The sequence below is a fragment of the Halomonas qaidamensis genome, from assembly GCF_025917315.1.
GTDB classification, from domain to species: domain Bacteria; phylum Pseudomonadota; class Gammaproteobacteria; order Pseudomonadales; family Halomonadaceae; genus Vreelandella; species Vreelandella qaidamensis.
The window spans coordinates 3,615,199-3,641,703 of sequence record NZ_CP080627.1 but is presented as its reverse complement, the minus strand read 5'-3'; the positions used below and the strand labels follow the sequence as shown (position 1 = coordinate 3,641,703).

The 26,505-nt window shown below is 49.1% G+C and carries 22 protein-coding genes and 1 pseudogene; 13 read left to right on the top strand and 10 right to left on the bottom strand.

Features of this window, described 5'->3' with window-relative positions; genetic code table 11:
- Positions 1-19: 19 nt before the first annotated feature.
- From trmB to thiS, 3 genes are read right to left on the bottom strand one after another with little or no spacing between them, the layout of a single operon-like run.
- Positions 20-778 (bottom strand): tRNA (guanosine(46)-N7)-methyltransferase TrmB, encoded by a 759-nt coding sequence (gene trmB, locus K1Y77_RS16385; protein ID WP_030071420.1) that lies wholly within the window; start codon positions 776-778, stop codon positions 20-22.
- A gap of 14 nt (positions 779-792) precedes the next feature.
- The gene (locus K1Y77_RS16380) at positions 793-1,587 is read right to left on the bottom strand and encodes a thiazole synthase (protein ID WP_030071418.1); all 795 of its coding nucleotides are present in this window, start codon (positions 1,585-1,587) and stop codon (positions 793-795) included.
- A 40-nt stretch (positions 1,588-1,627) separates the two neighbouring features.
- Positions 1,628-1,849, bottom strand: a complete 222-nt coding sequence (thiS, locus tag K1Y77_RS16375) for a sulfur carrier protein ThiS (protein ID WP_264429601.1) — start codon at positions 1,847-1,849, stop codon at positions 1,628-1,630.
- A 230-nt stretch (positions 1,850-2,079) separates the two neighbouring features.
- Here thiS and K1Y77_RS16370 point away from each other — a divergent pair, with 230 nt between their 5' ends.
- Positions 2,080-2,457, top strand: coding sequence for a DUF423 domain-containing protein (locus K1Y77_RS16370; protein WP_030071411.1), 378 nt, complete (start codon positions 2,080-2,082; stop codon positions 2,455-2,457).
- On the opposite strand, the gene K1Y77_RS16365 is transcribed toward K1Y77_RS16370, so the two are convergent.
- Both K1Y77_RS16365 and K1Y77_RS16360 read right to left on the bottom strand, forming a co-directional pair.
- A complete protein-coding gene (locus K1Y77_RS16365; RefSeq protein WP_264429599.1) occupies positions 2,454-2,888 on the bottom strand; it encodes a PaaI family thioesterase in 435 nt (144 codons plus the stop codon). The genes K1Y77_RS16370 and K1Y77_RS16365 overlap by 4 nt on opposite strands.
- Positions 2,889-2,956: 68 nt before the next feature.
- Positions 2,957-5,131: a malate synthase G gene (locus K1Y77_RS16360; RefSeq protein ID WP_264429597.1), complete on the bottom strand. Its 2,175-nt coding sequence runs from the start codon at positions 5,129-5,131 to the stop codon at positions 2,957-2,959.
- A gap of 206 nt (positions 5,132-5,337) precedes the next feature.
- Here K1Y77_RS16360 and K1Y77_RS16355 point away from each other — a divergent pair, with 206 nt between their 5' ends.
- The gene (locus K1Y77_RS16355) at positions 5,338-6,306 is read left to right on the top strand and encodes an alpha/beta hydrolase (RefSeq protein ID WP_030071404.1); all 969 of its coding nucleotides are present in this window, start codon (positions 5,338-5,340) and stop codon (positions 6,304-6,306) included.
- Here K1Y77_RS16355 and K1Y77_RS16350 read toward each other — a convergent pair.
- Positions 6,303-6,965, bottom strand: a pseudogene (locus tag K1Y77_RS16350) (ATP-binding protein); the annotation flags it as partial. The gene K1Y77_RS16355 and the pseudogene K1Y77_RS16350 sit on opposite strands and share 4 nt — an antisense overlap.
- Positions 6,966-7,106: 141 nt before the next feature.
- On the opposite strand from K1Y77_RS16350, the gene K1Y77_RS16345 reads away from it, so the two are divergent.
- The 9 genes from K1Y77_RS16345 (at position 7,107) to K1Y77_RS16305 (ending at position 21,115) form a co-directional block, all read left to right on the top strand.
- Positions 7,107-7,784 carry a TnsA endonuclease N-terminal domain-containing protein gene (locus K1Y77_RS16345; protein ID WP_264429596.1) on the top strand — a complete coding sequence of 226 codons (678 nt, stop codon included), beginning with the start codon at positions 7,107-7,109 and terminating at the stop codon, positions 7,782-7,784.
- On the top strand, positions 7,777-9,705 hold the full coding sequence (locus K1Y77_RS16340) for a Mu transposase C-terminal domain-containing protein (protein ID WP_264429594.1): 1,929 nt from the start codon (positions 7,777-7,779) through the stop codon (positions 9,703-9,705). The genes K1Y77_RS16345 and K1Y77_RS16340 overlap by 8 nt, the downstream gene beginning before the upstream one ends.
- Complete coding sequence (locus K1Y77_RS16335; protein WP_264429592.1) at positions 9,702-10,586, top strand: TniB family NTP-binding protein; 885 nt, start codon at positions 9,702-9,704, stop codon at positions 10,584-10,586. The genes K1Y77_RS16340 and K1Y77_RS16335 overlap by 4 nt, the downstream gene beginning before the upstream one ends.
- Positions 10,586-11,674 (top strand): TniQ family protein, encoded by a 1,089-nt coding sequence (locus tag K1Y77_RS16330; RefSeq protein WP_264429590.1) that lies wholly within the window; start codon positions 10,586-10,588, stop codon positions 11,672-11,674. Before K1Y77_RS16335 ends, K1Y77_RS16330 begins: the two co-directional genes overlap by 1 nt.
- A gap of 518 nt (positions 11,675-12,192) precedes the next feature.
- A complete protein-coding gene (locus K1Y77_RS16325) occupies positions 12,193-13,089 on the top strand; it encodes a hypothetical protein (RefSeq protein ID WP_264429589.1) in 897 nt (298 codons plus the stop codon).
- A 380-nt stretch (positions 13,090-13,469) separates the two neighbouring features.
- A complete protein-coding gene (locus K1Y77_RS16320; RefSeq protein WP_264429587.1) occupies positions 13,470-15,368 on the top strand; it encodes a site-specific DNA-methyltransferase in 1,899 nt (632 codons plus the stop codon).
- Entirely contained in the window at positions 15,365-18,079 is a 2,715-nt protein-coding gene (locus K1Y77_RS16315) for a DEAD/DEAH box helicase (protein ID WP_264429584.1), read from the top strand. Before K1Y77_RS16320 ends, K1Y77_RS16315 begins: the two co-directional genes overlap by 4 nt.
- Before the next feature lie 649 nt (positions 18,080-18,728).
- Positions 18,729-19,427 carry a WYL domain-containing protein gene (locus K1Y77_RS16310; protein ID WP_264429582.1) on the top strand — a complete coding sequence of 233 codons (699 nt, stop codon included), beginning with the start codon at positions 18,729-18,731 and terminating at the stop codon, positions 19,425-19,427.
- Between the two features lie 590 nt (positions 19,428-20,017).
- Positions 20,018-21,115 carry a three-Cys-motif partner protein TcmP gene (locus K1Y77_RS16305; protein WP_264429580.1) on the top strand — a complete coding sequence of 366 codons (1,098 nt, stop codon included), beginning with the start codon at positions 20,018-20,020 and terminating at the stop codon, positions 21,113-21,115.
- A 29-nt stretch (positions 21,116-21,144) separates the two neighbouring features.
- On the opposite strand, the gene K1Y77_RS17435 is transcribed toward K1Y77_RS16305, so the two are convergent.
- Entirely contained in the window at positions 21,145-21,462 is a 318-nt protein-coding gene (locus K1Y77_RS17435) for a hypothetical protein (RefSeq protein ID WP_454771252.1), read from the bottom strand.
- Positions 21,463-21,572: 110 nt separating this feature from the next.
- Between K1Y77_RS17435 and K1Y77_RS16300 the strand changes: the two genes are divergently transcribed.
- The gene (locus K1Y77_RS16300; protein ID WP_264429578.1) at positions 21,573-22,322 is read left to right on the top strand and encodes a DUF5131 family protein; all 750 of its coding nucleotides are present in this window, start codon (positions 21,573-21,575) and stop codon (positions 22,320-22,322) included.
- A gap of 45 nt (positions 22,323-22,367) precedes the next feature.
- Complete coding sequence (locus K1Y77_RS16295) at positions 22,368-23,630, top strand: three-Cys-motif partner protein TcmP (RefSeq protein WP_264429577.1); 1,263 nt, start codon at positions 22,368-22,370, stop codon at positions 23,628-23,630.
- A 336-nt stretch (positions 23,631-23,966) separates the two neighbouring features.
- On the opposite strand, the gene K1Y77_RS16290 is transcribed toward K1Y77_RS16295, so the two are convergent.
- The 3 genes from K1Y77_RS16290 to abiEi form a co-directional block, all read right to left on the bottom strand.
- Entirely contained in the window at positions 23,967-24,728 is a 762-nt protein-coding gene (locus K1Y77_RS16290) for an antitoxin Xre-like helix-turn-helix domain-containing protein (RefSeq protein WP_264429575.1), read from the bottom strand.
- 546 nt (positions 24,729-25,274) lie between these two features.
- Complete coding sequence (locus K1Y77_RS17375) at positions 25,275-25,592, bottom strand: hypothetical protein (protein ID WP_320055274.1); 318 nt, start codon at positions 25,590-25,592, stop codon at positions 25,275-25,277.
- Positions 25,579-26,109: a type IV toxin-antitoxin system AbiEi family antitoxin gene (abiEi, locus tag K1Y77_RS17420; protein ID WP_406567291.1), complete on the bottom strand. Its 531-nt coding sequence runs from the start codon at positions 26,107-26,109 to the stop codon at positions 25,579-25,581. The genes K1Y77_RS17375 and abiEi overlap by 14 nt, the downstream gene beginning before the upstream one ends.
- Between the last annotated feature and the right edge of the window lie 396 nt (positions 26,110-26,505).

The window sequence follows — 26,505 nt, the reverse complement described above, 5'->3', positions numbered from 1 at the left end:
CTGCCTTTAATGGCTACTTTTAAACCTCACGGCGGTAGATTAAGTCCCATACGCCGTGGCCAAGCTTTTCGCCGCGGGCTTCAAATTTGGTGAGTGGGCGGAACTCAGGCCGTGGCACGTAGGGCGCTGTTTCTGAGCTAGCAGTATTGGCATAGCCGTGTGCAGCGTCCATCACCTCGGCCATCCACTCGGCGTAGGCTTCCCAGTCGGTTGCCATATGGAAAGTACCGCCGGGCTTTAAGCGCGTGCGAATCAGCTCAACAAACGCAGGCTGCACAATACGCCGCTTGTGGTGCTTCTTTTTTGGCCACGGGTCAGGGAAAAACAGCTGCAGGGTGGTCAATGAACCTTCCGGTAAGCACTGCTCAAGTACTGCTAGGGCATCTTCGCGATAAACGCGCAGGTTGGTTAGGCCGCGTTTATCTACCTCATCTAGCAGCTTGCCCACCCCTGGTGCGTGAACCTCAATGCCAATAAAGTCAGTATCCGGGTGGCGCTCGGCTTGCTCAATAAGTGAGTTGCCCATACCAAAGCCGATTTCGACCACCCGTGGTGCTTGGCGGCCAAACAGGGCGTCCAAGTCCTGGCGCCCATCGGCAATCGTCAGTCCTAAGCGTGGCCAAACGTCTTCCAAGCCACGGCTTTGCGCTGGCGTCATGCGTCCCGCGCGAATCACGTAGCTCTTAATTCCCCGCCGGTGTAATGGGGCATCAGCGTTTTCAGGGCCGGTGGTGGCGGTGTTAGCGCTGTTGGGCACGGTGTCGTTGGTATCGGTCATGGTATCTCTGTGTATCAGCCGTTAATCCGGCCTGCAAAAGGCGAAGAGGGGTCGGCGCTCTGGCGGCGTTGCATGCGGCCCGCTAAGAAGGCATCGCGGCCAGCTTCTACAGCCAGTTTCATCGCGCGGGCCATACGCAGCGGGTCACGGGCGTGAGCAATCGCCGTGTTGAGCAGCACACCGTCACAACCTAGCTCCATTGCCATGGCGGCGTCAGATGCGGTGCCAATGCCCGCATCGACCAGCACAGGCACACTGCTTTGCTCAACAATCAGGCGTACATTATGCGGGTTTTGAATGCCGTGCCCTGAGCCAATCAGCGAGCCCAGCGGCATGATGGCGCAGCAGCCCATGGCTTCTAATTCACGTGCCACAATGGGGTCGTCGCTGGTGTACACCATGACATCAAAGCCGTCAGCCAGTAGCGTCTCAGCGGCTTTTAATGTCTCGACCACATTAGGGTAGAGCGTGTGATCGTCGCCGAGTACTTCTAGTTTGACCAGGTTATGACCGTCGAGTAGTTCACGCGCTAAGCGGCAGGTGCGTACAGCGTCTTTGGCGTTGTAGCAGCCTGCGGTGTTTGGCAGCAGCGTGTAGCGCTGAGGGGAAACGACATCGAGTAGATTAGGCGCGTCAGCATCCTGGCCTAAGTTGGTGCGCCGCACGGCAAAGGTGACAATTTCCGCGCCACTTTGGGCAATGGCTGCGCCGGTCTCGGTAAAGTCTTTGTACTTGCCAGTACCCACCAGCAGGCGGGAGCTGAACTCGCGTCCAGCAACGGTAAATGGTGTATCAGTTAGTGGCGTCATAGCGGTTCCTTGTGAAAGCAAAAACGGGTGACGGGCTGCGCTAGCCGCCGCCGATGGCGTGAACGACTTCAATCTGGTCGCCATTGGCTAAATGCGTTTGGGCAAGCTGGCTTTTGGGTACGATTTGTTCGTTAATTTCCACCGCAATGCGGCGCCCAGTCAGGCCTAATTGCTCGATCAGATCGGCGGCGCTAAGGCCGGCTGCCAGCGTATGTGGTTCGCCATTGAGTGTCAGTTTTATCGACTCATGAGGAGTGGACATAACGGTAAGTATTCCCAGTCGGTGAAGCAAATTATTGTCTATTGTAGCGGTTTCGTACCGCTCAAGGTACGTGACCGTGTTAATCAGCTTAGTGGCGTATCGATCGCGTATTTTGGGTACTTGTAATGCGTATTCATAGCAAATACTTATAGTAAGTACTTATAGTCAATAGTTATAAAAGGTAGTTATAAACAGTAGCTATAAACAGTGGCTATAAACAGGAGTAATGCATGCAGCGAGCAGACAAGCCCTGGTGGTGTTTAGTGGCACTCTCAGGCGCATTAATGGTGATATTAGGGGCTTATGCGGCTCACGGCTTAGCATCGCGTACCAGTGCTGCTATGGTCGACATCGTTGAAACCGGCGTGCGTTACCAAGCGTGGCATACGTTGGCCATGCTTGCGGTGCTGGTTTGGCGCAGCCAGGGTCCTCAGCCAGGGCAACAAATAGTGCTGGGGCTATGGGCAGTGGGTATCACAGCATTTTCAGGCTCGCTTTACCTAATGGCCCTCGTAGGGCTTAGCGTTGGTATTGTAACGCCCATCGGTGGTTTGCTGCTGATGGCAGGCTGGTTAGGCTTAGCCGTCACCGCATTGCTCAGTCGTTAGCGCGGTGGTTGGCCCGTTGGGCTGTCTGGCAGCGCATAGCTCGCGGTAATATGCGCAACCGGCTTAGTGTCATCGCTGACAGAAAAAATCTGCACTTCGCCTACCGCTAAACGGCGGCCTAGCTTGATAAGTTTGGCGTGAGCAACAATATCGTGTTCGCCAGAGGCCGCGCGCAAGAAATGGCAATTTAAGTCGCTGGTGACTGCCATGGCTTCCGGGCCAATTTGCGCCAAAATGGCCACATACAGCGCTACATCAGCAAAGCCCATCATGGTCGGGCCAGACACGCGTGGGCCGGGGCGAAGGTGCTCATTGCCGATGGTGAGGCGCAGGGTGGCTGTCATCTCACCGACGCGTTCAATACGCCCCATTCGCTGGGGAAACACGTCATCAAGAAAGTGCTCAATTTGTTCGGCGGTCATGACTGTCATTGTTGTTTTCCTTATATAAAAAAGCCCCGGGGTATGCGCCCCGAGGCTGATGACACCGTTAAGCGAGTTTACTTCGCTTTATGCACCTGGCGCCATGCGTGGAGTAGCGGTTCGGTGTAGCCAGAAGGCTGTACGCGGCCCTTGAAGATCAGGTCAGAGGCTGCTTTAAAGGCAGTCGAGCCTTCGAAGTCGGCGCTCATGGCTGTGTAGGTGGGGTCGTCAGCGTTCTGCTTATCAACCACTTTAGCCATCCGCTTAAGCGTTTCTTCTACTCGTGGTGCATCGACAATGCCGTGGTGCAGCCAGTTGGCGATATGCTGGCTGGAAATGCGCAGGGTAGCGCGGTCTTCCATTAGGCCGACGTTATGAATGTCCGGTACTTTCGAGCAGCCTACGCCGTGTTCTACCCAGCGAACTACGTAACCAAGGATGCCCTGGCAGTTGTTATCCAGCTCTTGCTGAATCTCTTCATCCGACCAGTTGGCATTTTCGGCGACTGGCACGGTGAGCAGGTCATCTAAGAAGTCAGGCTCGCCCTGGGCTTCCAGCTCGCGCTGAACGTCCGTGACGTTGACTTGGTGGTAGTGAAGCGCATGCAGCGTCGCCGCCGTTGGTGAAGGTACCCATGCCGTGTTGGCACCCGCCTTGGGATGGCCAATCTTCTGCTCTAGCATATTGTGCATCAGATCCGGCATCGCCCACATGCCTTTACCAATTTGAGCACGGCCACGCAGGCCACAGGCTAAGCCTATCTGCACGTTGTTCTTCTCATAGGCGGTGATCCACGCAGCGCTCTTCATATCGCCTTTGCGAACCATCGGGCCTGCTTCCATGGCGGTATGCATTTCATCACCGGTGCGGTCAAGGAAGCCGGTGTTGATGAACACCACGCGAGACGCTGCTTCAGCAATACACGCCTTCAAGTTGACGGTGGTGCGACGCTCTTCATCCATGATGCCCATTTTCAGGGTGTCGCGGCTCATGCCCAGGATATCTTCAACGCGACCAAACAACTCGTTGGCAAACGCCACTTCTTTTGGCCCGTGCATTTTCGGCTTAACAATGTAAACAGAGCCGGTGCGAGAGTTGCGCGGCTGATCGGCGTCTTTCTTCAGGTCGTGTAGCGCCAGCAGCGAGGTCACTACCGCGTCTAAAATGCCTTCCGGCAGTTCGTTGCCGTTTTCGTCTAGAATGGCGGGTGTGGTCATTAGGTGACCCACGTTGCGCACGAACATCAGCGAACGACCCGGCAGTTTAACGGTGCTGCCATCAGTGGTTTGCCAAGTACGATCAGCGTGCAGCGTCCGCTTGAAGGTTTTGCCACCTTTGTCGATGTTCTCTTCCAGGTCGCCCTTCATCAGGCCAAGCCAGTTGCTATAAACACCGACTTTATCTTCAGAGTCGACGGCAGCAACGGAGTCTTCGCAATCCATAATGGCAGTCAGTGCTGCTTCCACTACCACGTCTTTCACGTGAGCGGGGTCGGTTTTACCGATTGGGTGGCTGTCGTCGATCTGGATTTCCAGGTGCAGGCCGTTGTTGGCTAGCAGAATGGCGTCTGGCGCCGATGCGTCGCCGTTAAAGCCGATCAGCTTGCCAGAATCTTTCAGGCCGGTTTCACGACCACCTTCCAGGCTAACCACCAAGTGGCCGTCACGAATAGTGTATTTCACCGCATCACGGTGAGAGCCTGTAGCCAGTGGGGCAGCACGATCAAGTACGCCACGGGCATAGGCGATAACTTTTTGACCACGTTTTGGGTTGAAGCTGGTGCCTTTTTCAGCGCCATCTTCTTCTGAAATCGCATCAGTGCCGTACAGGGCATCGTACAAGCTGCCCCAGCGAGCGTTAGCGGCGTTCAGTGCATAACGGGCATTGCTGACAGGTACCACCAGCTGTGGGCCTGCTTGGACAGCCACTTCGCGGTCTACGTTGGCAGTAGTGGTTTTAACGCTGTTCGGCGCATCCACTAGGTAACCGGCTTCTTTTAAGAAGCTGCGGTAAGCCGGCATATCGCTCACCGGGCCAGGGTTTTCACGGTGCCAAACATCCAGCTTCTCTTGAAGTGCGTCGCGCTCTTCAAGCAGTTGGCGGTTTTTCGGTGTCAGCTCATGGAACAGCGCGTCAACGCCGGCCCAGAAAGCGTTTTCGTCGACGCCAGTGCCCGGTAATGCCTGTTCATTGATGAAACGGTCCAGGTCTGCTGACACCTGTAAACGGTGACGCGTGATACGCTCGCTCATGGGGTTCTCCTGTGAAGGTGCCCGTGGGATATTATCGTGCCACGGTCAGGGTAAAGGTATATTTGTGGAAAATACTTCCACAACTGCGTGGGCATGTAAACAGCCTATACCCTAAAGCAGCAAAATGCTCGACCAAATGATGAGAGCGGCAATGGTCTCCGCTGTCATTTAGCCAATGGATAGGTGGCGTTCATGGAGAGACGTTGATGCATAATTTCCAACACCTGGAAGGCTTGTTTCGGCAAGCGGCAGGCGAATCATCGCTCTCTCGGCTTAGACCGGGTGACGCGCTAACAGACGCTGTGCACGACTATTTTCGCCACTACGGCTTAGAAACGCTCTTAAACGACACCAGCGAAGTGCACGCAGGTTTTATTGATACTGGACGATTTGCTCTTTGGTGCCAAGTCTGGAGCCCACCTGTTCCCACTGGCACCGCGTTTGTCATTCACGGCTACTTTGATCACTTAGGCCTTTATCGCCATTTGCTAGGTTGTCTGCTAGCCAAAGGTTGGCGGGTAGTATTGTGGGATCTTCCCGGTCATGGCCTTTCCAGCGGCCCACGGGCTGAAATTGAAGATTTTGACGACTATCAGCACTGTCTTGTGCATTTACAGTCGACCTTGCGAACCCTGGGAATGGCACCTATGCCGTGGTTAGGAGTGGGGCAGAGTACCGGGGCGGCGATATTAGCGACTGACGCGCTTACTCGCCGAGAGGCAGCAGGCTGGGCAGGTATTGTGCTGCTAGCACCCTTAGTGCGCCCTTGGCGTTGGAGCCAGGCAAGCTGGCTTCATCTAATTGCCAGCCCCTTTCTAAAAGAGCTGCCGCGTAAGTATCGGCCTAATTCAACGGATGAACAGTTCACCGCGTTTCTGCGTGATCAAGACCCACTGCAACCCGAGCGGTTGAGTGTTATGTGGATCACCGCAATGCGACGCTGGATGCCGCGTTTGCTAGCGTTGGAACCTAATCCGTTGCCCACACTGATTTTGCAGGGTGAGCAAGACCTAACCGTAGACTGGGAGTGGAACCTAGCGGTATTGGAAGAGAAATTTCCTAATGCCGAAATCCACCGCCATCCAGAAGCCCGACACCACTTAGTCAATGAAGCCGAGCCAATTCGACAAGTTTTGTTCGATGCTTTGGATAACTTTGTCGAGAATGTTCACTAGGCTCCCCTTAACAGCCTGTCTAGCTGCCGATAGCCGATAGCTTCGATAAAGTGCGGCTGGCTGGGCTTGGGTTCGCCTTGTAGGTCAGCCAGGGTGAGCGCGACCCGCAGCACGCGATGGTAAGCTCGGGCAGAGAGCTTAAGTTTTTCCAGTACCTCCGCTAACCACATGCGCTCTTCATCGCTTAGCGCGCAGGCGGCTTCTAGGGCTTTGCCACTTAGTTGGCTGTTGAGTGCGCCTCGCGCCATCTGCCGCTCACGGGCGGCCATCACCCGATCGCGCACCGCACTGGAAGGTTCACCCTGAGTTTGGGCAGTAAGCTGTTCGGGTGGTAGAGCGGGCACTTCTACTTGCAGGTCAATGCGGTCTAATAGCGGGCCAGAAAGCCGTGCCTGGTAGCGTTGAATCTGGCTGGCGCTGCACTGACAGCGCTGGCGTGGGTCACCCAAATGGCCGCATGGGCAGGGGTTCATGGCGGCAACAAGCTGAAACCGTGCTGGGTAACGACGCTCGTGACTGGCGCGAGATAAATGTATTTCACCCGTTTCCAGTGGCTGCCGTAAAACTTCTAATACGTTGCGGGAAAATTCCGGCAGCTCGTCTAAAAACAGCACGCCGTGGTGAGCAAGGGAGATTTCCCCAGGTTTGGGCTTTGAGCCTCTGTCATTTTCGGCAATTAATGCGACGCTCAAAGCGTAATATCAGTCTATTATGGTAATCTATATAGAATTGAATGCGACGAAAAATAGGCGAATAGCTGCGACAAACCATGAATTTTTCAATATTTGGTGCGACAGCCCATGACACTTCCAACATTTGTTCGTAAAATTGGCCCTACTCGCCGGAGTGTGTCTGGCTTCTATGCGTTTCGAGGGGAAGAATCTATCGCTTTCGAGTCGACGCTTGAGCGTGACTTTCTTGTGAAGGCGGACTTTGACCTGAACGTACTGGGAGTGATTTCTCAGCCATGTGAGATTCCGTTCCACCATCCAGTTACTGCAAGACGCTACACCTATACCCCCGATTATTTGGTTTATTACCGCCTCGGTAGTCGCCATTACGATGACTACCCGAAGCCATTGCTGGTTGAGGTCAAGCCACAGGCAAAGTGGCAAGAGCATTGGCGTGATTGGTCACCGAAATGGAAGGCTGCTCTGCGGCATGCCCAAAACGAAGGCTGGTCTTTTCGCATTCATGATGAAAGTCGCATCAGAGACAAGACTTTTGAAAACATCACTTTCCTAACGCGATACAAGCGAATGGTCTTTCCTCATGAAGAGAGCCATGAAGTGTTGAAAACTGTTAGAGAAATGGGAGCGGCGTCATTAGATTATTTGCTTGCCCGGCACTTTATGGGCATTTACCGCGCAGAAGGCATCTCTCATTTATGGCACCTGTTGGCCACGAGGCAGCTAGATTGCGATATAGCTCAACCATTTAGCCCCTTTTCGGAGGTATGGATACCAGATTATGAGTGACCATCGTTCCAATACCCCTAAACATGAATCTGTCGTCACGCTAACACGCCAACAAGTGCAAATCGTGGTTGGTGAGCATGTCCAAAAGGGAGACATAATCTATAGAATCACGCAGGTGCTCGATTTTGAAACTGTCATGGGCATTGCAGTTGAGTCTGGGCGTAGTAGTCCACTGCGAATAAAAGAGTTGATGCCCATTGATAGTGTACCTACCAGACCCGCACCTGATTTGTCTGATGTAGGTGATTCGGACTGGCGTGAGGCTGAGCATCGTTTCTCGATCATTAAGCCATTAATTGATCGGCATACTATTGGTCGTGACGCGGCTGAAGAACGTGCCCAAGAGACAGGGATCGATACGGCCACTTTATATAGATGGTTGAAACGATATCGGGCTACTGGATCTGTACTTGCGCTGATACCTCAGAAGCGAGGTTGGAAAAAAGGCAATTCGCGTATACCCGCTCATGCAGAGGCAGTCATTCAGGAGGTTATCAGAGAGGTTTATTTGACGTTACAGCGCCCTTCAGCCCAAAAGGCTGTTCAGGAAGTAATGCGACGTTGTCATGAACGGCGTATCGACCCTCCTAGCCCTGGCACTGTGCGAGCTCGCATTCGTTCCATACCTGAGCGTGATAGGTTGCGTGGACATGGCTTTAGAGAAAAAGCCATCAACAGGTTTCAGCCGGCCGCTGGAAAATTTCCGAATGCTGATTATCCATTAGCCGTCATGCAAATTGACCACACACCCGCCGATATTATTTTGGTCGATGATGTTTATCGCAAGCCCATTGGGCGACCATGGATAACGCTCGCTATGGACGTTTGTAGCCGAGTTGTCACTGGTTACTATCTTTCATTTGATCCTCCCTCTGAGACTTCGGTAGGCATGTGTGTGGCCCATTCCATGCTCCCCAAGGATGAATGGCTGCTGTTGCATAATGTTGAGACTGAATGGCCGGTATGGGGTACGCCAAACACGATTCATGTCGATAACGGTCCTGATTTCCGTTCAGAGACCTTTCGGCGTTCATGTTTAGCCTATGGGATTAACCTCGAATTTCGGCCCGTAAAACAACCTCGCTACGGTGGTCACATCGAGCGGGTGTTAGGTTCGCTTCTTAAGGAGATTCATAATCTTCCAGGCACTACCTTCTCTTCAATCAAGGACAAAGAGGGGTACGACTCGGAGAAGCACGCCTCTATGACTAAGAGCGAGTTTGAAGAGTGGCTTGTGGCGTTGATCTGTAAGGTTTATCACCAGCGCTTACATACCGGAATCGGTATGTCGCCTATGAAAAAATGGGAAATCGGTGTGTTTGGCAATGCGGACGTGCAGGGGGTTGGCTTAGCTCCGAGGCCAGCTGATAGGCTCTCTGTGTTGCTCGATTTTTTGCCAAGCTTTCAACGCACGATTCAGACCTTTGGTGTGACCATCGATGGCATCAACTATTACGATGAGGCGATAAGGTCTTGGATCAATTCAAAAGATCCAGACACCCCAAGCAAGAAACGAACCTTCGTGTTTAGGCGTGACCCACGCGACATTAGCTCAGTTTGGTTCAAAGACCCGGAACTGGGCCAATATTTCCGAATTCCTTTTGCGAATCTAGCGCTTCCATCGATGAGTGTATGGGAATATGCCCAGGCCAAGGCGCGTCTTCGCCAGGAAGGAAGGAACTCTGTTAACGAGACAGAAATCCTACGCGCTATTAGTGAGTTACGAACCCATGTTGAGGAGTCCCAGGCGCGGACTAAAAGAAGCCGGCGGCAAGCTCAACGGCGAAAAGAGCATGAGAAAAAAGTGACACCCGCTGCTCCTCTTTCGAATTCACCGGAAACTACTGCACCTCAAGAAGCACTATCCAATAGTGATGGGCTGTTAACAGGTGATATCGATGTGAACTGGGATATATCATGAGCACACACCTCCATCCTGACCTTCGCCATATTTTGGGGCTCTCAGCGAAAGAGCGAATTGATTTTATGGATCAGCCAAGATGGTTGGGCTATCCGTTGGCAAATCGGATTATTGAAGCCATGCGAGGTTTGATGGAGAAACCAAGTCGGCCTCGAATGCCGAATCTACTTATCGTTGGAGATTCTAATAACGGTAAGACAACCATCGTCCAGCGTTTTCACAAACAGTACGGAGAAGGTTACGTCAATGAAGACGCTGAGCCGGTGAAGCCCGTTATTGTGACTCAGGCCCCACCGAGTGCTGATGAGAAAAGCCTTTATATCGCGGTGTTGGAGAGCTTTTGGGCTCCCTACCGTCCCACAGATCCTGTTCCCAAGCTGCGCTACCAGGTAATCCATCAACTTCGAGCCTGCCATACTCGTTTACTGATCATCGATGAATTTCACTCGCTTTTAACCGGCGGGGCCGTTAAACAGCGTGAAACGATGAATGCCATCAAACTCCTGTGTAATGAGTTAATGATACCGATCGTTGGCGTTGGGACGCAGGATGCGGTTCGTGTACTTCATTCAGACCCGCAGCATGCAAGCCGCTTTGACGTCGTCGCTTTACCTAAGTGGGAGCTCAATCAAGAGTTTCAGAAGCTGCTTGCTGGATTTGAGAAAATCTTGCCGCTCAAAGAACCCTCCCATTTGCATGAACCACAACTTGCCACACAACTCCACGCGATATCCGGGGGTAACTTTGGAGACCTGCACCGGCTGCTTATCGAATGTGCTAACGCCGCTATTCTTTCCGGGACTGAGCGCATTGATGAGAAAGTCATTAAGAGCAAGTCCTGGGTGCGGCCAACGCGCGGTATTAGGGAAATTACGCTCTAATGCCTTGGGCGCTCAATGTGCCATTGCTGCCTGATGAGTCACTTTCTTCATGGTTAGTCAGGACGGCGTTGAGGCAGGGTTGTGATCCTTTGGCGCTTACGGGGGCTATCTGGCCAAAATGGCGCATTTGGACGCGGGACATCGATAGAGAAATTCCTGATGTGCGAATGAGTCCATTAGTAAACGCTTCAGGCATCCCATCCTCTGAGTTTCAGAAATCTGCATTACGCTATGATTGCGAAAGAATTGCTGGTTACTCTTTACCGGAAACCCGCACCTGGCCCTGGTTGCTAGCACTGGGCACAAGAAATCGGACACACCATGGTGGTCAGCAATTTTGTCCTTTGTGCTTTATGGAAGATTCAGCCCCCTATCTTCGCCGACAATGGCGATTTGCTTGGCATACAGGTTGTAGCGTGCATGGTGTACAACTGGTAGATGACTGCCCTGCATGCACAGCCCCTATCGAGCCCCATCGGCTGATAGCCGAGGATGTGCATATAGCTCAGTGTGGCCGGTGCAAATACGATTTGCGTAAGACCATATGCACAGCACTTTCGCTTGAAGAGTTAGCCTTTCAGAAGATGGCGGATAGTATTTTAAAGCAAGATATAGCCACGGTTGGTGAAAACTCTGTCGCCGTTGCAGAATGGTTTTCAATCGCTGTCTTTTTCCTCGGTGTGGTACGGCGCGCAAGTCGACGTCCTGAGTCAGCATTTGCTGATGCTCTAGGATCTTTAGGTATACCGATTACTGCTAGCATGATGCCCTTGTCAGGATTGGCGTTTGAGCTGCTGCCTGCTTCCGAGCGTAGAGAATTACTCGTTGCGGTTAAACATTTGCTGAGTATTGATCTAGAGGAAACTGTTGAAACTTTTATTAATGCCGATGTAAAGGCTACAGCGCTTCATGATCAACGAAAACCCCCACCGATAGCTCTTTTGCCGATGATAGCCCTCTTATCCGATAGCCCGAGCGTAACTCATTGCCATCGCACACCACCAAGCCATCATCCTAAAACGGAGCGTGCTGTCAGAGCATCATGGGCGCGATTAAAGCGCAGAATGAAAGCGGAGCCACCCTCATGAAGGAAAACCAAGCTATAGGTTGCGATGAGTGTGGTCGAGAAGTCCCCAAGCTGAAGCGACGGCACAAGGGGCACGGTTACTGTGCCACCTGTTACGCCCGCGTTTTCAAGCGACGACTGTGCTCACGGTGTGGTGAGTTAGCCCGGCTGCCGCATGATGACCCTGATGCAGTCTGCCGCAAGTGTGAAGTTGACAAACCGTGCACGCGATGTGGTAAAGCGAGCACAAGCTATAAGATAGGTAAGATCACTCCCTATGGTCCGGTCTGCAACGCCTGTGCCCCTCATTTCCGAGAACCAGAACCCTGCGAAAGTTGTGGGAAGTCCTCAAAACGTCTTACCAGAGTGAAGCGATTGGGCCATGATCATCGGCTGTGTCCAAGCTGTGCTACGGAGGATCACGGTACCTGCTCCGCATGTCGCCGTCATCGGTTTTTGGTCACTGCTCCAAATGGCGAAAAATTGTGTAAAGCCTGTCGTGATCAAGGTGAGATTACCTGTCCTTCATGTGGTAACCAGATGCCAGCGGGAAGAGGTGATGTCTGTGAACCTTGCTACTGGAGCAAAACGTGCCGGAAGCGAATAGCAATAGGCCAAGCTGCTTTCACCTCAAGAGAGCTAAGTATTGAGTTCGGAGAGTTTGGTGAATGGTTGATAAGTGCCACTGGGCCTCATAAAGCGGCGCTCAAAATTAATCGATTCCTGTCATTTTTCCTTAAAATCGATCAACAATGGCAGCGTATCCCAAGCTATCCACAATTGCTCAATTACTTTGATGCTGAGGGCTTACGCCGAGTGAGGCTTCCCATGCGATGGCTGCATGAGGAAAAAGGGATTGAACCTGATCACCAGGCAAAACGGATCAACTCGGAGAAAAGGCGTATCCATGAATGCCTCTCCTCCATACCCCCAGCATCTTTGTTAGGAGGGGCTCTGCAAGCCTACTGGCGGCAGTTAGAAGCCCGTATTGAGTCTGGAAGAACTTCGTATACGTCAGCGAGACTTGCAGTAAGAGCTGCTGCAACCCTGTTACTCAAAACTGACCAAGTCGGACAAAGACTTCCAGACCAAACTGATGTTGATCGTTATCTGAACACTGCTCCCGGCCAAGCTTCGACATTAACCGGTTTCACCAACTTCCTGAATCGTGATTACGGAACCACATTGAAGCCTGTAATCGACACAAGACGTGCAAAAAAACGACGGAAGGAGAAGCTAGCTCGGTCAATCATGCAAATGACCAAAAGTGTCGAAAAGGACGATGCTTGGATGTCTCAGTGGGTGGTGTTAGCTATGGAGTATTTTCATGACAGAAAAATTTCAATAAAAACAATTGGTCAGCGTAATATGGAAGCCTCAGTTGATGGTGTATGGATAACCCTAGATGGTGAGCGATACTGGCTGCCAACTGCATGAGCTGCTTTAAAACACCAGCGAGGACCCTGCAATGGAGCCCATGGCTTTTATATTCATGCACGCTCCACTTGAGAACCTCTCTAACCACCCGCCGAAGTCTTAATAAAGCAGCGTATGTATGCCCCACATTACCTCGTTCACAAGCATGTTATATCGTTGGCAACGTGCATCGAACAAGAATCAAGCGATGGAAGAGAGGTTGTGTCAGGCCAAGGTCACTTTAAATTTAATGGCAGTACCTTTGTTCGCCGCTTACACCTGCGCAGCTATCATTGCCAGAGTTATTGAAACTCGGCTAGAGAGCGGGAGTGAGCCAACCTCAATTATGGTAGGGTTCGTGCAATTTTCAGCACTGCACGCCTGAAGGGTGGCATGGCCACATGACTGAACTGGACTGCACTATGACGATGAAACGCACGGAACTACTTGAAAGGCTTGACCAGCTATCGGCCTCGGAGCTCAGGGCTTGGTTAGCTCAGGAGCTGACGCAAAAACGTTTGGGTTTAGCGTGGGAGCGAGATGCCATTGAGCACGACAAGGCCTTGAACGGAAATATTGTTCTTCCAGCAGTCTCCAGCGAGTTATCTCATTTTCCAGAGTGCGGCGAGACGGGGAATCTTATTATTGAGGGAGATAATTTTGACTCTCTACGCCTGCTGCGCAGCACGCATGCTGGGAAGGTTCGGGTGATATACATAGACCCTCCTTACAACACGGGAGCAAAAGACTGGGTATACAACGACGCATATGTCTCAAAAACCGATAGATGGAAGCACTCTAAATGGCTTGAGTTCCTATATCAAAGGTTATTGATAGCCAGAGAGCTTCTTGCACCTGATGGTGTGATGCTTATCTCTATCAACGATGAAAACCGATCAAGACTGGAGCTTCTATTGGATGAGGTAATGCCAGGGCGTCGATTGGGAACGATGGTCTGGCGAACCCGTCAGGGTTCCAATGCTAAGCAGGCGTGCTTCATGAGCGCGGATCATGAGCATATCTTAGTTTACGGTAATGCTGGTTTCGCCTTCCATGGCTTTGAGAAAAGCTACGCAATGTATTCGAATGATGACGAAGATCCTCGTGGTGCTTGGCGTACAAGTGACTTAACACTTGGGTTCTCATATAAAGAACGCCCGAATCTTTATTATCCATTGGAAGATCCAAGTACAGGAATTTTTTACCCTCCTAATCCAGATCGAGTATGGGTATATGCTACTGAAAAGAGGCTGAAACCAGGTCAAAAGGTGCAAGCTAAGACAATGGAGGAATTCATTGCTTTGAAACAAATATTGTTCCCGCGAGATGATCAGCGCGTTGTTGTTTGGGAGACGGTGAATGACCTGCTTAACGCGATTGATAGTGGTGACGTGCCTATGTCTGGTAAGACCCCTTTATTGCGACGTGGACTGCCTGGCTTAGATTGTTTTGTTGGAGTCCCTGTAGGCTTTGGTAGACCCCAGTTTAAGCGTTACAAAGCAGACTTGAAAAATAAGAGGCAGCCTCTTTCGAGCTGGATCGTCCCTAGGTTTGAAATAGATGAATACGATGCGCCAAGTAGCTTCGTGTCCACAACGAATAAGGAAGGCGCAAATGGCATTGCTGAAATTTTTGGCAGCCGAGTTTTCAACTATGCGAAACCGCTAACTCTTTTAAGGCACTTACTTGATCAGGCAACAGGCCCTGATGATATCGTACTTGATTTCTTTGCTGGGAGTGGCACCACTGGCCATGCAGTCATGGAACTGAACGAGAAGGATGGAGGTAATCGGAAATTCATTCTGTGCTCTAGCACTGAAGCTACTAAGCGTGAGCCAGACAAAAATATATGTCGGGACATTTGTGCAGAGCGCATTAGAAGAGTGTTAAAGGCTAGGCAGAGAGATGGTATTAATAATGCCAATGAAGGCTTTGCATATCTTAGCCTAGATCTTGTTGAAGAGGCTGATCTTGATTTCGAAGGAATGCCTGATCATGCCAGTGCTCTAGTTGCACTTCGCAAAACAGGTCTTTTGCGATCTCACTTAGAGGATGATGACATATTAGTGGCAGCAGAAGATGAAACAGCCGCCATTTTGATATGCCGTCGGGTAACAGAAAAAACCCTCTCACAGTTATCACAGTGGCCGGCTCAGAGATTGGTTATTTACTCACCTCGGCCAGACTCGGTGCGCAGTGCGTTAGCAGAACATCGAACAATCGATTCTTTCCCTCTAGATGATGCTTTTCGCCGAGCTCAAAGCGTACGTAAAGCTTTTGAGGAGGAGTTGATCGAATGACATTCCCCGCCCGCTCACTTTCTGAAGCCATTACAACGGCTCAAGGGCCACTGTTGGTTCCTGAGTCCTTTCAGTTCACGTTGATTGATAATATAACGGATGTAATTCAGAGCAGCGCTGAACCTCCGTGCTTACTGCGAGCTCCTACAGGCTCAGGTAAAACCTTCATTCTGTCACGGGTGCTAGGAAATGTTTCAACGCTGCATGACGTTTTATGGCTGTGGTTTGTTCCCTATGTCACGCTCTTACAGCAGACGCTAGATGCTCTTGCAACCAATGCTACTGAGCTGAGTGGTCAGTTGTTGAGTCATGGTTTGAACCAACAGCCTGCACCTGGCCAAGTGCTTTTATCGACAACGAGCGGTGTCTCTCGCGCTAGTTGGCGTAGAGCAGGCTATGACGTTGGAGGAGGTGAGAGCCTACGAACTCCTGCTGCGTTTATTGCACTCGCCCGCGCTAATGGGATGAGGATTGGTGTTGTCGTTGATGAGGCACATATAGCCTTGGATGAAGCGACCGAGTTTGGACAGTTCGTTAAGTGGCTGAAGCCACGCTACCTAGCCATGGCCACAGCTACCCCGAAAAGTCAGCGGATCAATCAGTTTTTGGCCAGTGCGGGGAAGTCGAGTTTTGAGTCATTCGGTGTCAGTCGATCAGATGTTGTTAAAGCTCGTTTGAACAAGGCATACATTGAAGCGGTGATGTACCAGCTTGGACAAGCAACTCACGATGTGACCGATTTGAAAGCTACAGTCATTAAACAGGCATGGCGTCGCAATCAGCATCTGCAGCGGCAGTTAGTGGATGCGGGAATAGCGATGGAGCCTTTGTTGCTTGTTCAAGTAGAAAACGGCGAAGGAGCTATCGAGTCCGCAGAAAAGATTCTAATGCATGAATGTGGCATTCCGCCCCATGCTATCGGAAAGCACTCAGCTGATGCGCCGGATCCAGTTATGATGTCAGCGATTGCCAATGACACCTCAAAGAAGGTACTGATCTTTAAACAGTCAGCTGGCACAGGTTTCGATGCACCCCGAGCAGCTGTCTTAGCGACAACCAAGTCTGTCAATGATCCTGATTATGCGATGCAGTATGTTGGGCGTGTTATGCGGGTGGCGAAGCCAATACGCCAAGCGTATGCCAATGTTGAAGATATCCCACCCGATTTCAATACAGCCTTTATTTACTTGGCAAATGCTGAAGCGCAGGCTGGCTATCAGGCCGCTGTCAACAATGCTATGGCGGTTAAAAGTCGGCTTGAGGGCGAAACTGAGAAAATGGTGTTGAGAAACACTCGATCCGGAGCGCAAGCGTTCACAAATCAGACAACAAAACAAAAGCCACTCTCGTATGCTTTAGGAGCCCCCACCTCTCATGGGCAGGGCGCAACTGGAAGTGTGACGGAACACGCCTCCCCCACGACACCTGAAAGCGGAATTCCGAGCAGTAGCAATAATTCTGGCCATACTCAGGGCCATTTATTCACAGACGAGGATCTAGACACCATCGTATATGGGGAAAAAGACGTAATAAGACCTTCGCCTCTTGATGCGCTGACTGAAGATGAGCTTGAAGAGCGACTACGCTCGTTCGGCATTCGCCTGTATCGTTGTCAGCGCACACTACCCAATGTGCCATTGTCACTGAGACGAGAGAACCGGCCTAATGCGTTAGACATGGCCAAGATCACAGAGCGGGCGGCGACCCAGGTTCCAATTTCACCGTCTTTGATGCGTGAAGCTCAGCTAGCAGCAAGAGATAGATTAAAAGAAATCGAGCGTCATGTTGAGATGACCCAGCAAAAGGTCTCTACCCAGTCTGTTCGCATTTCTTTGGATCGTAATGCCTTAGCTAAGCAGGCGAACGTTGTTATGTCTCGACTGCCAAACGTGGAGCAAGAAGACCGAAGGATCCTAGTTAGCATCATGGCGCGACAAGCTGAGCCTCATGTTCGGGATGCACTAGAGGATGCGGATCAGGATGTAGATGAGTCTGAAATTCAGCGGATGTGCCGCTATGCCGCTCATTGGATTATACGAGCCAGTGCGACAAAGCTTTCTGAGGCTTTTTGGGCAGCCTTAGCGGAGCACGCTGAGACTGCAGAAGCGGAGGCATTACCCGATGCTTTACTTTTTGCAGAGAGCATGCCGCTGCTGAGCTCTGAGAAGCATATCTATGGTGTCTTGCCACCGGATGCACAACAGCTTGGTGAACTAGACCAACATCTTGAATACGATGCTCAGCGATTGATGGACACGGCTACATGGAATCTCGAAACTGGCGTATTTCGCACTGGACGATTCGATTTCACCTATGCCCTCAACAGCGATGAGCTTCGCTTTGCAGAAGCATTAGACAGAGCTGAGTTCGTAACCTGGTGGTTTCGTAATCCTGAGAAGAAACGCTACGCTGTTCGTGTTATGCGAGGCGATCATAAAAATTATTTTTATCCTGATTTCGTCGTATGCCTCACACACATCCCAGGCGATCCTCCCCTTCAACGACTTGTCGAAACCAAGCATGATATTAAGGATGCCGTTCGAAAGGCCCGACATACTCCTCCTAGCTACGGAAAGGTAATGTTCCTGACTCAAGATGGTGGGCATTATCACATCATCAACTCTGACGGTAGTCTTGGTGAAGAAGTGGATTTTGGCGATCTGGCATCGATGCGTGAGAAGTTCAAGCAAACTATTGGATCTGTAATGTGAAAATTGCTTAATTGTTGTTCATTTTTAGTGTTTCACACTCAGCTTCTCATGCGGGCTGAGTGAGTAGCATTTGGTATTTTTTTGAGTCACGCTTAATCTGTGACAGCTGGAACTATGGCTAATATTTAATTCTTAATACGTTAAAAGCTGATGCAATGCGCCATGAGAATGGCTAGTCGGCGTCAGCACCCAAACCATAAGTGTTGGGCCTAACGCAGTGTTCCCAACATAGCCAGTACGGAGTGATTATCTCTCGCCAAAAAATAGAATAACTCGCTAAGCGTCGACTCGCCTTTGAGTCCAATCTTCGCCCTCAGGGGTTCAGCTTCAGGGGCAAAGAAATCGTTATACAAGTGGTCTATGAGCGACCAATTACGCCGCGCATGATCATTTGCCCCAGCGGTCGAAAAATATGCTTCGGCACGCGATCAAAGAGGTTGTTCGCTTCCTCAGACATAGGCCACCAAATCCACATAGACGCTGAGTTAACATTGATATTAAGTTAACATCAATGTTAATTGAGGGCTGGTAGAGAACCATGACAGTAGATGACCGCACTCGAATGCAATTCGAATTCATAGAAATGTTACTGGCATATGAAGGTTAGATAACCAACCAGAGGTTGCTGGAGAAGTTTGGTGTTTGCAGTGTGCAAGCTTCACGGATTCTAGCCTCGTATCGAGAAACGTGCCCACATAACACGCAACCTCTGCTGGGACAGGGGCGCGGGCGATATGCGCCGACAGCGCGCTTCAAGCCTGAAGTCGCTCAACTGAGCATCGAGGGTTATTTTCGGTCGGTTGGGACTCGACTTGACCACGTCGCAGTCGAGGACACCCAGAAAGACTTTACCAACGTTGACCCATCGTTATTTCGCATAATTCATTCAGCAATGAATCATCGTTCCGCTGTTAGGATCCTCTACCGCTCCATGAATCATCCGGAAGGGCTTGAGCGGGTAGTTCATCCACAGGCCTTCCTCTTCGCCGGGCGGCGGTGGCATATAAGGGCATTTGATGAAAGTACAGCTGAGCACCGTGACTTTAATTTAGCCTGTGTATGGCAAGCTGAATCAGCACCAAAGAATACAGACACGCCCATTGATGCCGTTTGGGAAGAAAGAGTTCACCTTGAGTTACGAACGCATCCTTCTCTAACGCCTGGGCAGCAGCTATTGATTCGTGACGAACTCTTTAAGGGGGCTATTAGCAGACGCGTAACGATTCGGCTTGCATTAGTCCGGTATGTTTTGAAAGATCTGGATGTCGCAGAAGACCCAAAAACTCAGCAGCCACCGGAGTATCAGCTCTATTTGCATCGAATTGAGCCAGCAGAATTTGTAGCTTAACAGATCAATAATTAAGCTAAATACGGATGGCCATTCGTTCCTAGTTCTCTACTCAGAAGGCTAGTCTCACCGATATCTATTAAATTGGAGTGCACGTTGCTTGATAGATAAATCGGCATGTTATGTCAAAAAGGATTGTTGGGTTACTTTTTGAGCATCGGTCTGTTGTTGGAAATTGTTGAATTTTCATTGAGTTATGTGAAAAAGTGGTATTAATGTCCCTTTTAAAAATGGTTTACTGATAACCAAAAATGAAGATATGTGAGTTCAGTGTTCAAACCAGCACAGTAAAAGTATAGGTAGGAGAGCTGATGGCAGCGTCAATATAAATGATAATTAATAGCTTTTAATGTCATTGATACTTGGTAATAAATACAGTATGCCTTTTCGGTCTTGAGTAGTAAGAGCTTTGTTCACGATAAGCACTTGTCGTACCGAGACATATTTGGAACATTGAAGCTTATATACAGTGCCTCTACTTGAGATTTATCAATGTTCAAAAAAAGTATCAAGTGGCATATAGATCAATAGATTCTAAGCTTTTCTTATGTTATAAAATTTTAAGATCAAAAATAGGGAATGATAACATTATGGGAAAGCCGCGGCAGACGTTATGGAAATTGGATGAACATTCTGAGGGGAAGCATTTAGTTTTAAAGTCTTACCTAGATGCTTGGTTTCCAATATTATCAAAATATAATAAAAGACTACTATTCATTGACGGTTTTTCAGGCCCAGGAGAATATTTAAATGGGCACAAAGGATCTCCACTCATTGCTCTTGAAGCAGCTTTATTACACACACATAAAGATGTTAGAAATCAAGAAATAATATTTTGTTTTGTTGAAGATGATGAAAGTCGATTACAACATCTTAAAGATTTAGTGGCTGAAAAGTATCCAGTGCTCCCCACTAAGTTTTCAATATATTATGCCAACAGTAAATTTGATGAGGCAATTGATGAACTTTTGACGCTAATAGAAGAGCAAAACTCTAGGCTAGCACCCTGCTTTGCAATGGTAGATCCTTTTGGCGTATCGGATACGCCAATGTCAATCTTGAACCGTTTGCTGAAAAATTCAAAGTCAGAGATTTATATTTCGGTGATGTATGAAAATATAAATCGTTTTCTTCGTTCAAAGGAGTTTGAGCCACACCTAGATAGGTTATTTGGCAGCGACGAATGGAGAAAAGCTCAAGAGCTTAATGATCGTAAGAAGAGAAAAGAGTATTTGTATGATTTATATAAAAAGAAGCTTAAAGAGTCAGGAGCTTCGAATGCTATTCACTTTGATTTAAATAAGGGAGACCGGCACGTATATAGTATATTTTTCGCTACTGGTTCCTGGATGGGGACGGACAAAATGAAACAGGCAATATGGAAAATTGCTCCGGAAGGTGATTTTGTTTACCGAGGTGGTGCTGGCAATGAACTTGACCTTTCTGTTCCAAATTTTCAACCCTTAATCCAAGCTATTAGCGATGAGTTTTCTGGCCAGTGGGTAACAACCAAAGTGATTGAATCATTTGTAGGGTCTGATAAGACTATTTTTCACTCATCTCAATACAAGAAAAATGCATTGAGGCCGCTTGAGGAGAGAGGCCAACTTGTTATACATCCAGACGATGTTAGTAAGCGTGCACGTCGTTTTACGTATAAAGATAATATAAGGTTTAAAATAAGCTAGGGTTTGAATTCTGAAATGGAACTCAGCTTTTAGAAATTCTCCTTTCTAATCTTTCCTATCGCTATAATACAGTTTGCGAGCAACTCAGCATCACGTTCGTCTCCAGTCCAAACTTCAGCAAGTGCATTCATTAAGACCTCCGATTGTCGGGGGTCTACCTCTGGCTGCATATCTAATAAATTCTCGATTTTTCTTATGCTTTCTGTTTTCCGCGTCCACTCTTGTCTCAAAACTCTGCTAATTAAAGACTGACTTACACCCAGGGCCTTTGCGATTCTAAACTGTGTCAACGAGTGCTCATCCATATAGTTTTTTAATGCCACAGCCAGCTTTACTCTATAGGTCATGATTATTCACTTATTTACATTTATATAAATATTTGACTATGATACAATAAATGTTGCTTTAACAGTACCTAGTCTTTTATACAAAGGACTGCGCTGAAGGAGGATTGGCTATGAGTAGCAAGAGTTCGATTGAGTGGACAGAGCATACGTGGAACCCTATGACGGGATGCACCAAGGTCTCACCGGGATGTAAACACTGCTATGCAGAAGAAATGGCGAAGCGCTTGCAGGCCATGGGGACGCCGGGTTATGAGAATGGCTTTGAGTTAAGTCTTTTGGAAGATCGTTTAGAACAGCCCTTCCGTAGAAAAAAGCCTACTAAATACTTTGTAAATTCTATGAGCGATCTCTTCCACGAGGCTGTTCCAGTCGAGTTTCTGGATCGCGTATTCGACGTAATTCGTCGTACGCCTCATCACACCTATCAAATACTTACCAAGCGTGCAGAGCGTATGAGTCGTTATTTCGAAACTATTGAAGCACCTACTAACGCCTGGATTGGCGTATCAGTAGAAGATAAAAAATACGGTGTACCTAGAATTCAGCACTTACGTGATGTTGCTGCCACCGTCCGCTTTCTATCCGTTGAGCCATTGCTAGAGGATGTAGGGCCACTTGATTTGACCGATATACATTGGGTTATAGTGGGTGGTGAGTCTGGTCGCTATGCTCGCCCACTGAAGGAAGAATGGGTTAATCAAGTTCGTCAACAATGTGAAGATCAAGGCGTCGCTTTTTTCTTTAAACAGTGGGGGACTTGGGGAGCTGACGGCAAAAAAAGAAATAAAAAGGCTAATGGTAGGGAGCTACAAGGAAAAGTTTGGGATGAAATGCCCAGAATTTCTGCATTACATTTATAATAACTATCTTTTAGTGTGTGACGTAGCGATAAGTGAAGGAACCGTATGCCATCAAAAAATGGATATGACTGGTCTGATTTTAATTTACCTCCAATTATTGATCAGCATAGTATTGCCAAGCATGAGGTTATTTGTGATTACCTTAAGCGATACATCAGGGTTTTTACAAAGAACCCTACCATCGAAAAATTTCGTATAAATTTGATAGATGGTTTTGCTGGTGGCGGTCGATATAGATTACCTGACACCTCAGATATAGTACCTGGATCACCGCTTCTCTTGCTTAGGACGATGAAAGAAGCAGAGGCAGAAGTTAACGCATCAGGTAGACGAAAATATTTTCAGATAGATGCGAATTATTATTTTGTAGAAATTGATGAAGCGGCCTTTAGGCATCTTGAATTTTCGCTCAATGAACATGGATATAGTTCGCGTGATAAAATAAAATCTCTTAAAACAGGTTTTCTTGATGCGCTGCCAGATATTATAGCTGATATTAAAAGGCGTCAAAGAAGCCCAAGAAATATTTTCATATTAGATCAATATGGTTATAAGGATGTACCTGCTAACACGATAAGAAGTATATTTAAAGAGTTTCCGAAAAGCACAGAAGTTATTTTGACTTTCTCGACTGATAGTCTGATTAATTATATGTCGAATGACCCTCGATATGTATCTTTGCTAGCTAAAATTAATCTCGAGGGGCTTTTAGAAAAGCCTGAATTACAAAGCAGAAAAGATGTGTCTAGAAGTAGGCTTCTAATTGAGCAGTTGCTTTATGAAGAAATTAAAGAACAGTGCGGCGCATCTTTTTTGACACCGTTTTTTATAGTTTCTCCAAAAAGTAATCGATCTTACTGGCTAATTCATTTGTCTTCACACCCGACTGCGCGAAATGAAATGCTGCTGACCCATTGGGGTAGTCAAAACACATTTGAGCACCATGGAGGAGATGGTCTTAATATGATGCTTGGGTATAATCCAACTTTGGAGGCTCTTGCTAATCAGGAAACTTTTGATTTTTACTTTGATGATGATGCGAATAAAAGAGTTATAGCGGCACTGCTGGAAGAAATACCTAAATATATCGGGAGACGCGAAGGTTTAAACGTCCAAGATCTGATATTTGATACCTGCAATAACTCACCTGCAACTCTCTCGCAATATAAAGAAGCTCTCTTTACACTACAAAGCTCTAAGATATTGAAAATATTAACGTCATCAAACCAGCAAAGAAGAGTGGCTGATACAATTAATTTTGAGGATCAAATAGTTATCTCCAAGCAGCTAATATTCTTGCTACCTTAAGATACTACTCATGTTGGTAGTCTGGTCTCGATACTGCTTTTAACAAGAAAGGGTTATAACGGCGTTGCACGTGGTATTGTTGTAACGGTATCACGTATCTCCTTATGGGTACTTCAGGACAATCCGTTATAATCGGTAAGTCAAAGCTGAATGCTTCCATGTCTGCCTTTCCTGCCGTTTTTGGTGGCCGGCGCAATATCCCTGAAAAAATGGCCAAGGCCTTCATGGAGCATAGAGATCAGCTCTTGCGTGCCGACTATATTCTTTAACGAGCGACCCTTCGAGCTGCCTAAATACTTTAATTAAAAGGCCTAGTACAGTCCGCGCAGCCCATGACTACTGAATAATAGACTCCTCCCCTCCTTGGCGTTGACCATCAAGATAGCTCCGAAGCGAGCGCAAAGCCGATAAGCCGCCGCGATTCATCAGTTCCATGGGAGAGAAACCATTAAAAGGGGCGTTATCAGTCTCAATCAAGTGATGAAGCCACCGTTGCCGGTCTTCTGCTTGAGGAAATAGCAATGTTAGCGACCGATAGATCCCTAGGATATTGGATGCACGTTCAAGCTGCTCAGCCTTTAAGCTTGTCTGTAAAGGAGTGGCTGCCCACTTACGATAACTATCAATATTAATTTCTAGAAGCGCTGCCATGTCTGTATCTGACAGCCCCCATTCATGAGCAATAGTTGGGAACGTGCGCATCACTGCGACACTCGTTTCCGCACTGTTATGCGCCGCAATACGATCAGGGCGGCGGTGCTGACGCCATTCTATCCAGTCGATCTCATAAGCTAATGGGCCATCCTCATTTTCAACCACTGGACAACCGGCACCAGTGAGATAGCGTACAAAACCGTCTTGGAGCCTTGGGGGTACCTCACGAACTCTGATATAGCGAGTGCCCGTCGGGGCAATGTGTGTCGTAACCTCTCCTGGCTTCACGGCAGTGTTAGGCTCCAGGAGATCGGCTTCCCAGTGCTCACTGTCCAACGGTTCAAACGGCTTATCGTAATGCTGAACAGATCCTTTTAAACGCTCAAGAGGACTTTTAGCATTGCCTTCGACAGTAGGTCTTTGCGGATCGTTTTTATGCGACATAGAGATTTCCTCATCTCAACAAACCTACCCACATTATCCTCACAATCGCTTGCGCGGTTTCTTGAGAATAGACGGTCTGGCATTACTCTTCGACAGCGGTATGTTAACGGTGCTGAGAAAGCATAAGCACATAATGTGATCCTAGGGATATCAACAGCAAAGAAATTACCTGCTTTCAAAGCACAATCTATAAAACATACATCGTGACGCTTCACGTGAGGCGGATGCGCTAGTGGACGAAGAGCAGCGCGTCGGCTAAGCCTTGTCAGCCACTTTGGCTATGGTGTCTTCGCCGAGGCGCTGTACCCCGCCACACGCCAATGAGTCGCGAATCCTTTGGTGTACGGCAGCGGCTACGGCGTGGCGATATGGGCAGCGAGCTATCCGGCTGGATTCCTGCGCTGCAAATCCTCCCACCGCCCCACCGTTAGCCAGCCAATCGCCGTCGGCTAATGATGGCCGTTCATCTGATCTGGGGGCCGGCACCGTATGGATCGACGAATGTCTGGCGAACCGACTGGACGTCCCTCCTTGGCATCGGCTGAACTAGCGACGCACCACTTGCAGGCTCGGAACGCGGTGGCCCAGATTCTCCTGCACCTGCTTTCTGCCCCAGTTGATGAAGTCGATCACCCCGAACCCGTAGGTCTCGGAGTAGGGCCCGGGTCGTAGTCCTTTGAGTTGATGCCGCGTGGGTTCTCCTCGGCTAGCCGCTACGTGTATCGCATTCTGCGACGCTGGAGCGAATACAATGTCGAAGTGTAGACGCTCTTTTTCGATGACTTGCCACATCGCATTGTGTCCAGGTTCTTCCATTGCCATGTCAACGAGCATGGCAAAAACCACAGGCTCAATCCTGGCCATGGATCACCTCCACATCTACTAGATACGTATTTCGCCCCACTCGTTTCAGATCTGCCCAGGCAGCGTCAGGCGTCGCCATTTTGAGCGGCCGCCCAATGTCACGCATGCGCGGCAGCAGCTCAATGATGGGCCTGCTGGTATGCGTGAACTCAATGGTTCCATAAGGAGTGCAGTGCGTTCCTTTGCGGCCTGTTGTCATAATGGTTAGGCGATCGACGGGGATTTGTGAGATGGCTCCATACTCTGACAGGGCCGATTCTAGTGAGACGTAGCTGTACTCCCCTCGGCGCATAGCCCGAGCGATTCGTTCCAGCCGGTAGGGGTCGGTGGGCCGCGAAAGGGAGTAGCAATAGATGCCCCGGGCTACGCCTTCGAGGATGCCATGCTTACGCAGTCGGTTGATCCCTTCCTGGAGGGTTTTAGGGTTGTCTTCATGAAAGATCTTTGCCAGGTCATTTCGCGTGAATACGCTTCGCCCAATTCTGTCCCAGCTGTCCAATCGCTGCAGAGCTGTCATCCGTTTCACAGGTGTACACCAAAACTATATATTTATAGTCTAGGCGTACAGAAGCGTGCGAGCAAAGACTGACCCAGCTTCCTAAGCTACCGACATCTAGCGATTGCTCCGATCCGATACCAAGAAAGCGTTTCACACCAACCTCTCAGGCCGGAAGTTTTGAGCCCAGTGCAGCAAAGATCACTAAAGCGAGCGTTCTATGAATCTGGATATGACGTAGGACACAGTGGCTCCCAGTAACATCAGAAACAAAACCTCCAGCAGAGATGTTGTCGTGAGGCAAGCAGCAATGGCGATTAGCCTGTGCAATTGGGGATGCGCCAAAATAGGGGGTAAGAAGGCTCTGCCCCATAAATATAATAATAGGGAAAAGAACTGGTTGTAGGAATGCGCCGC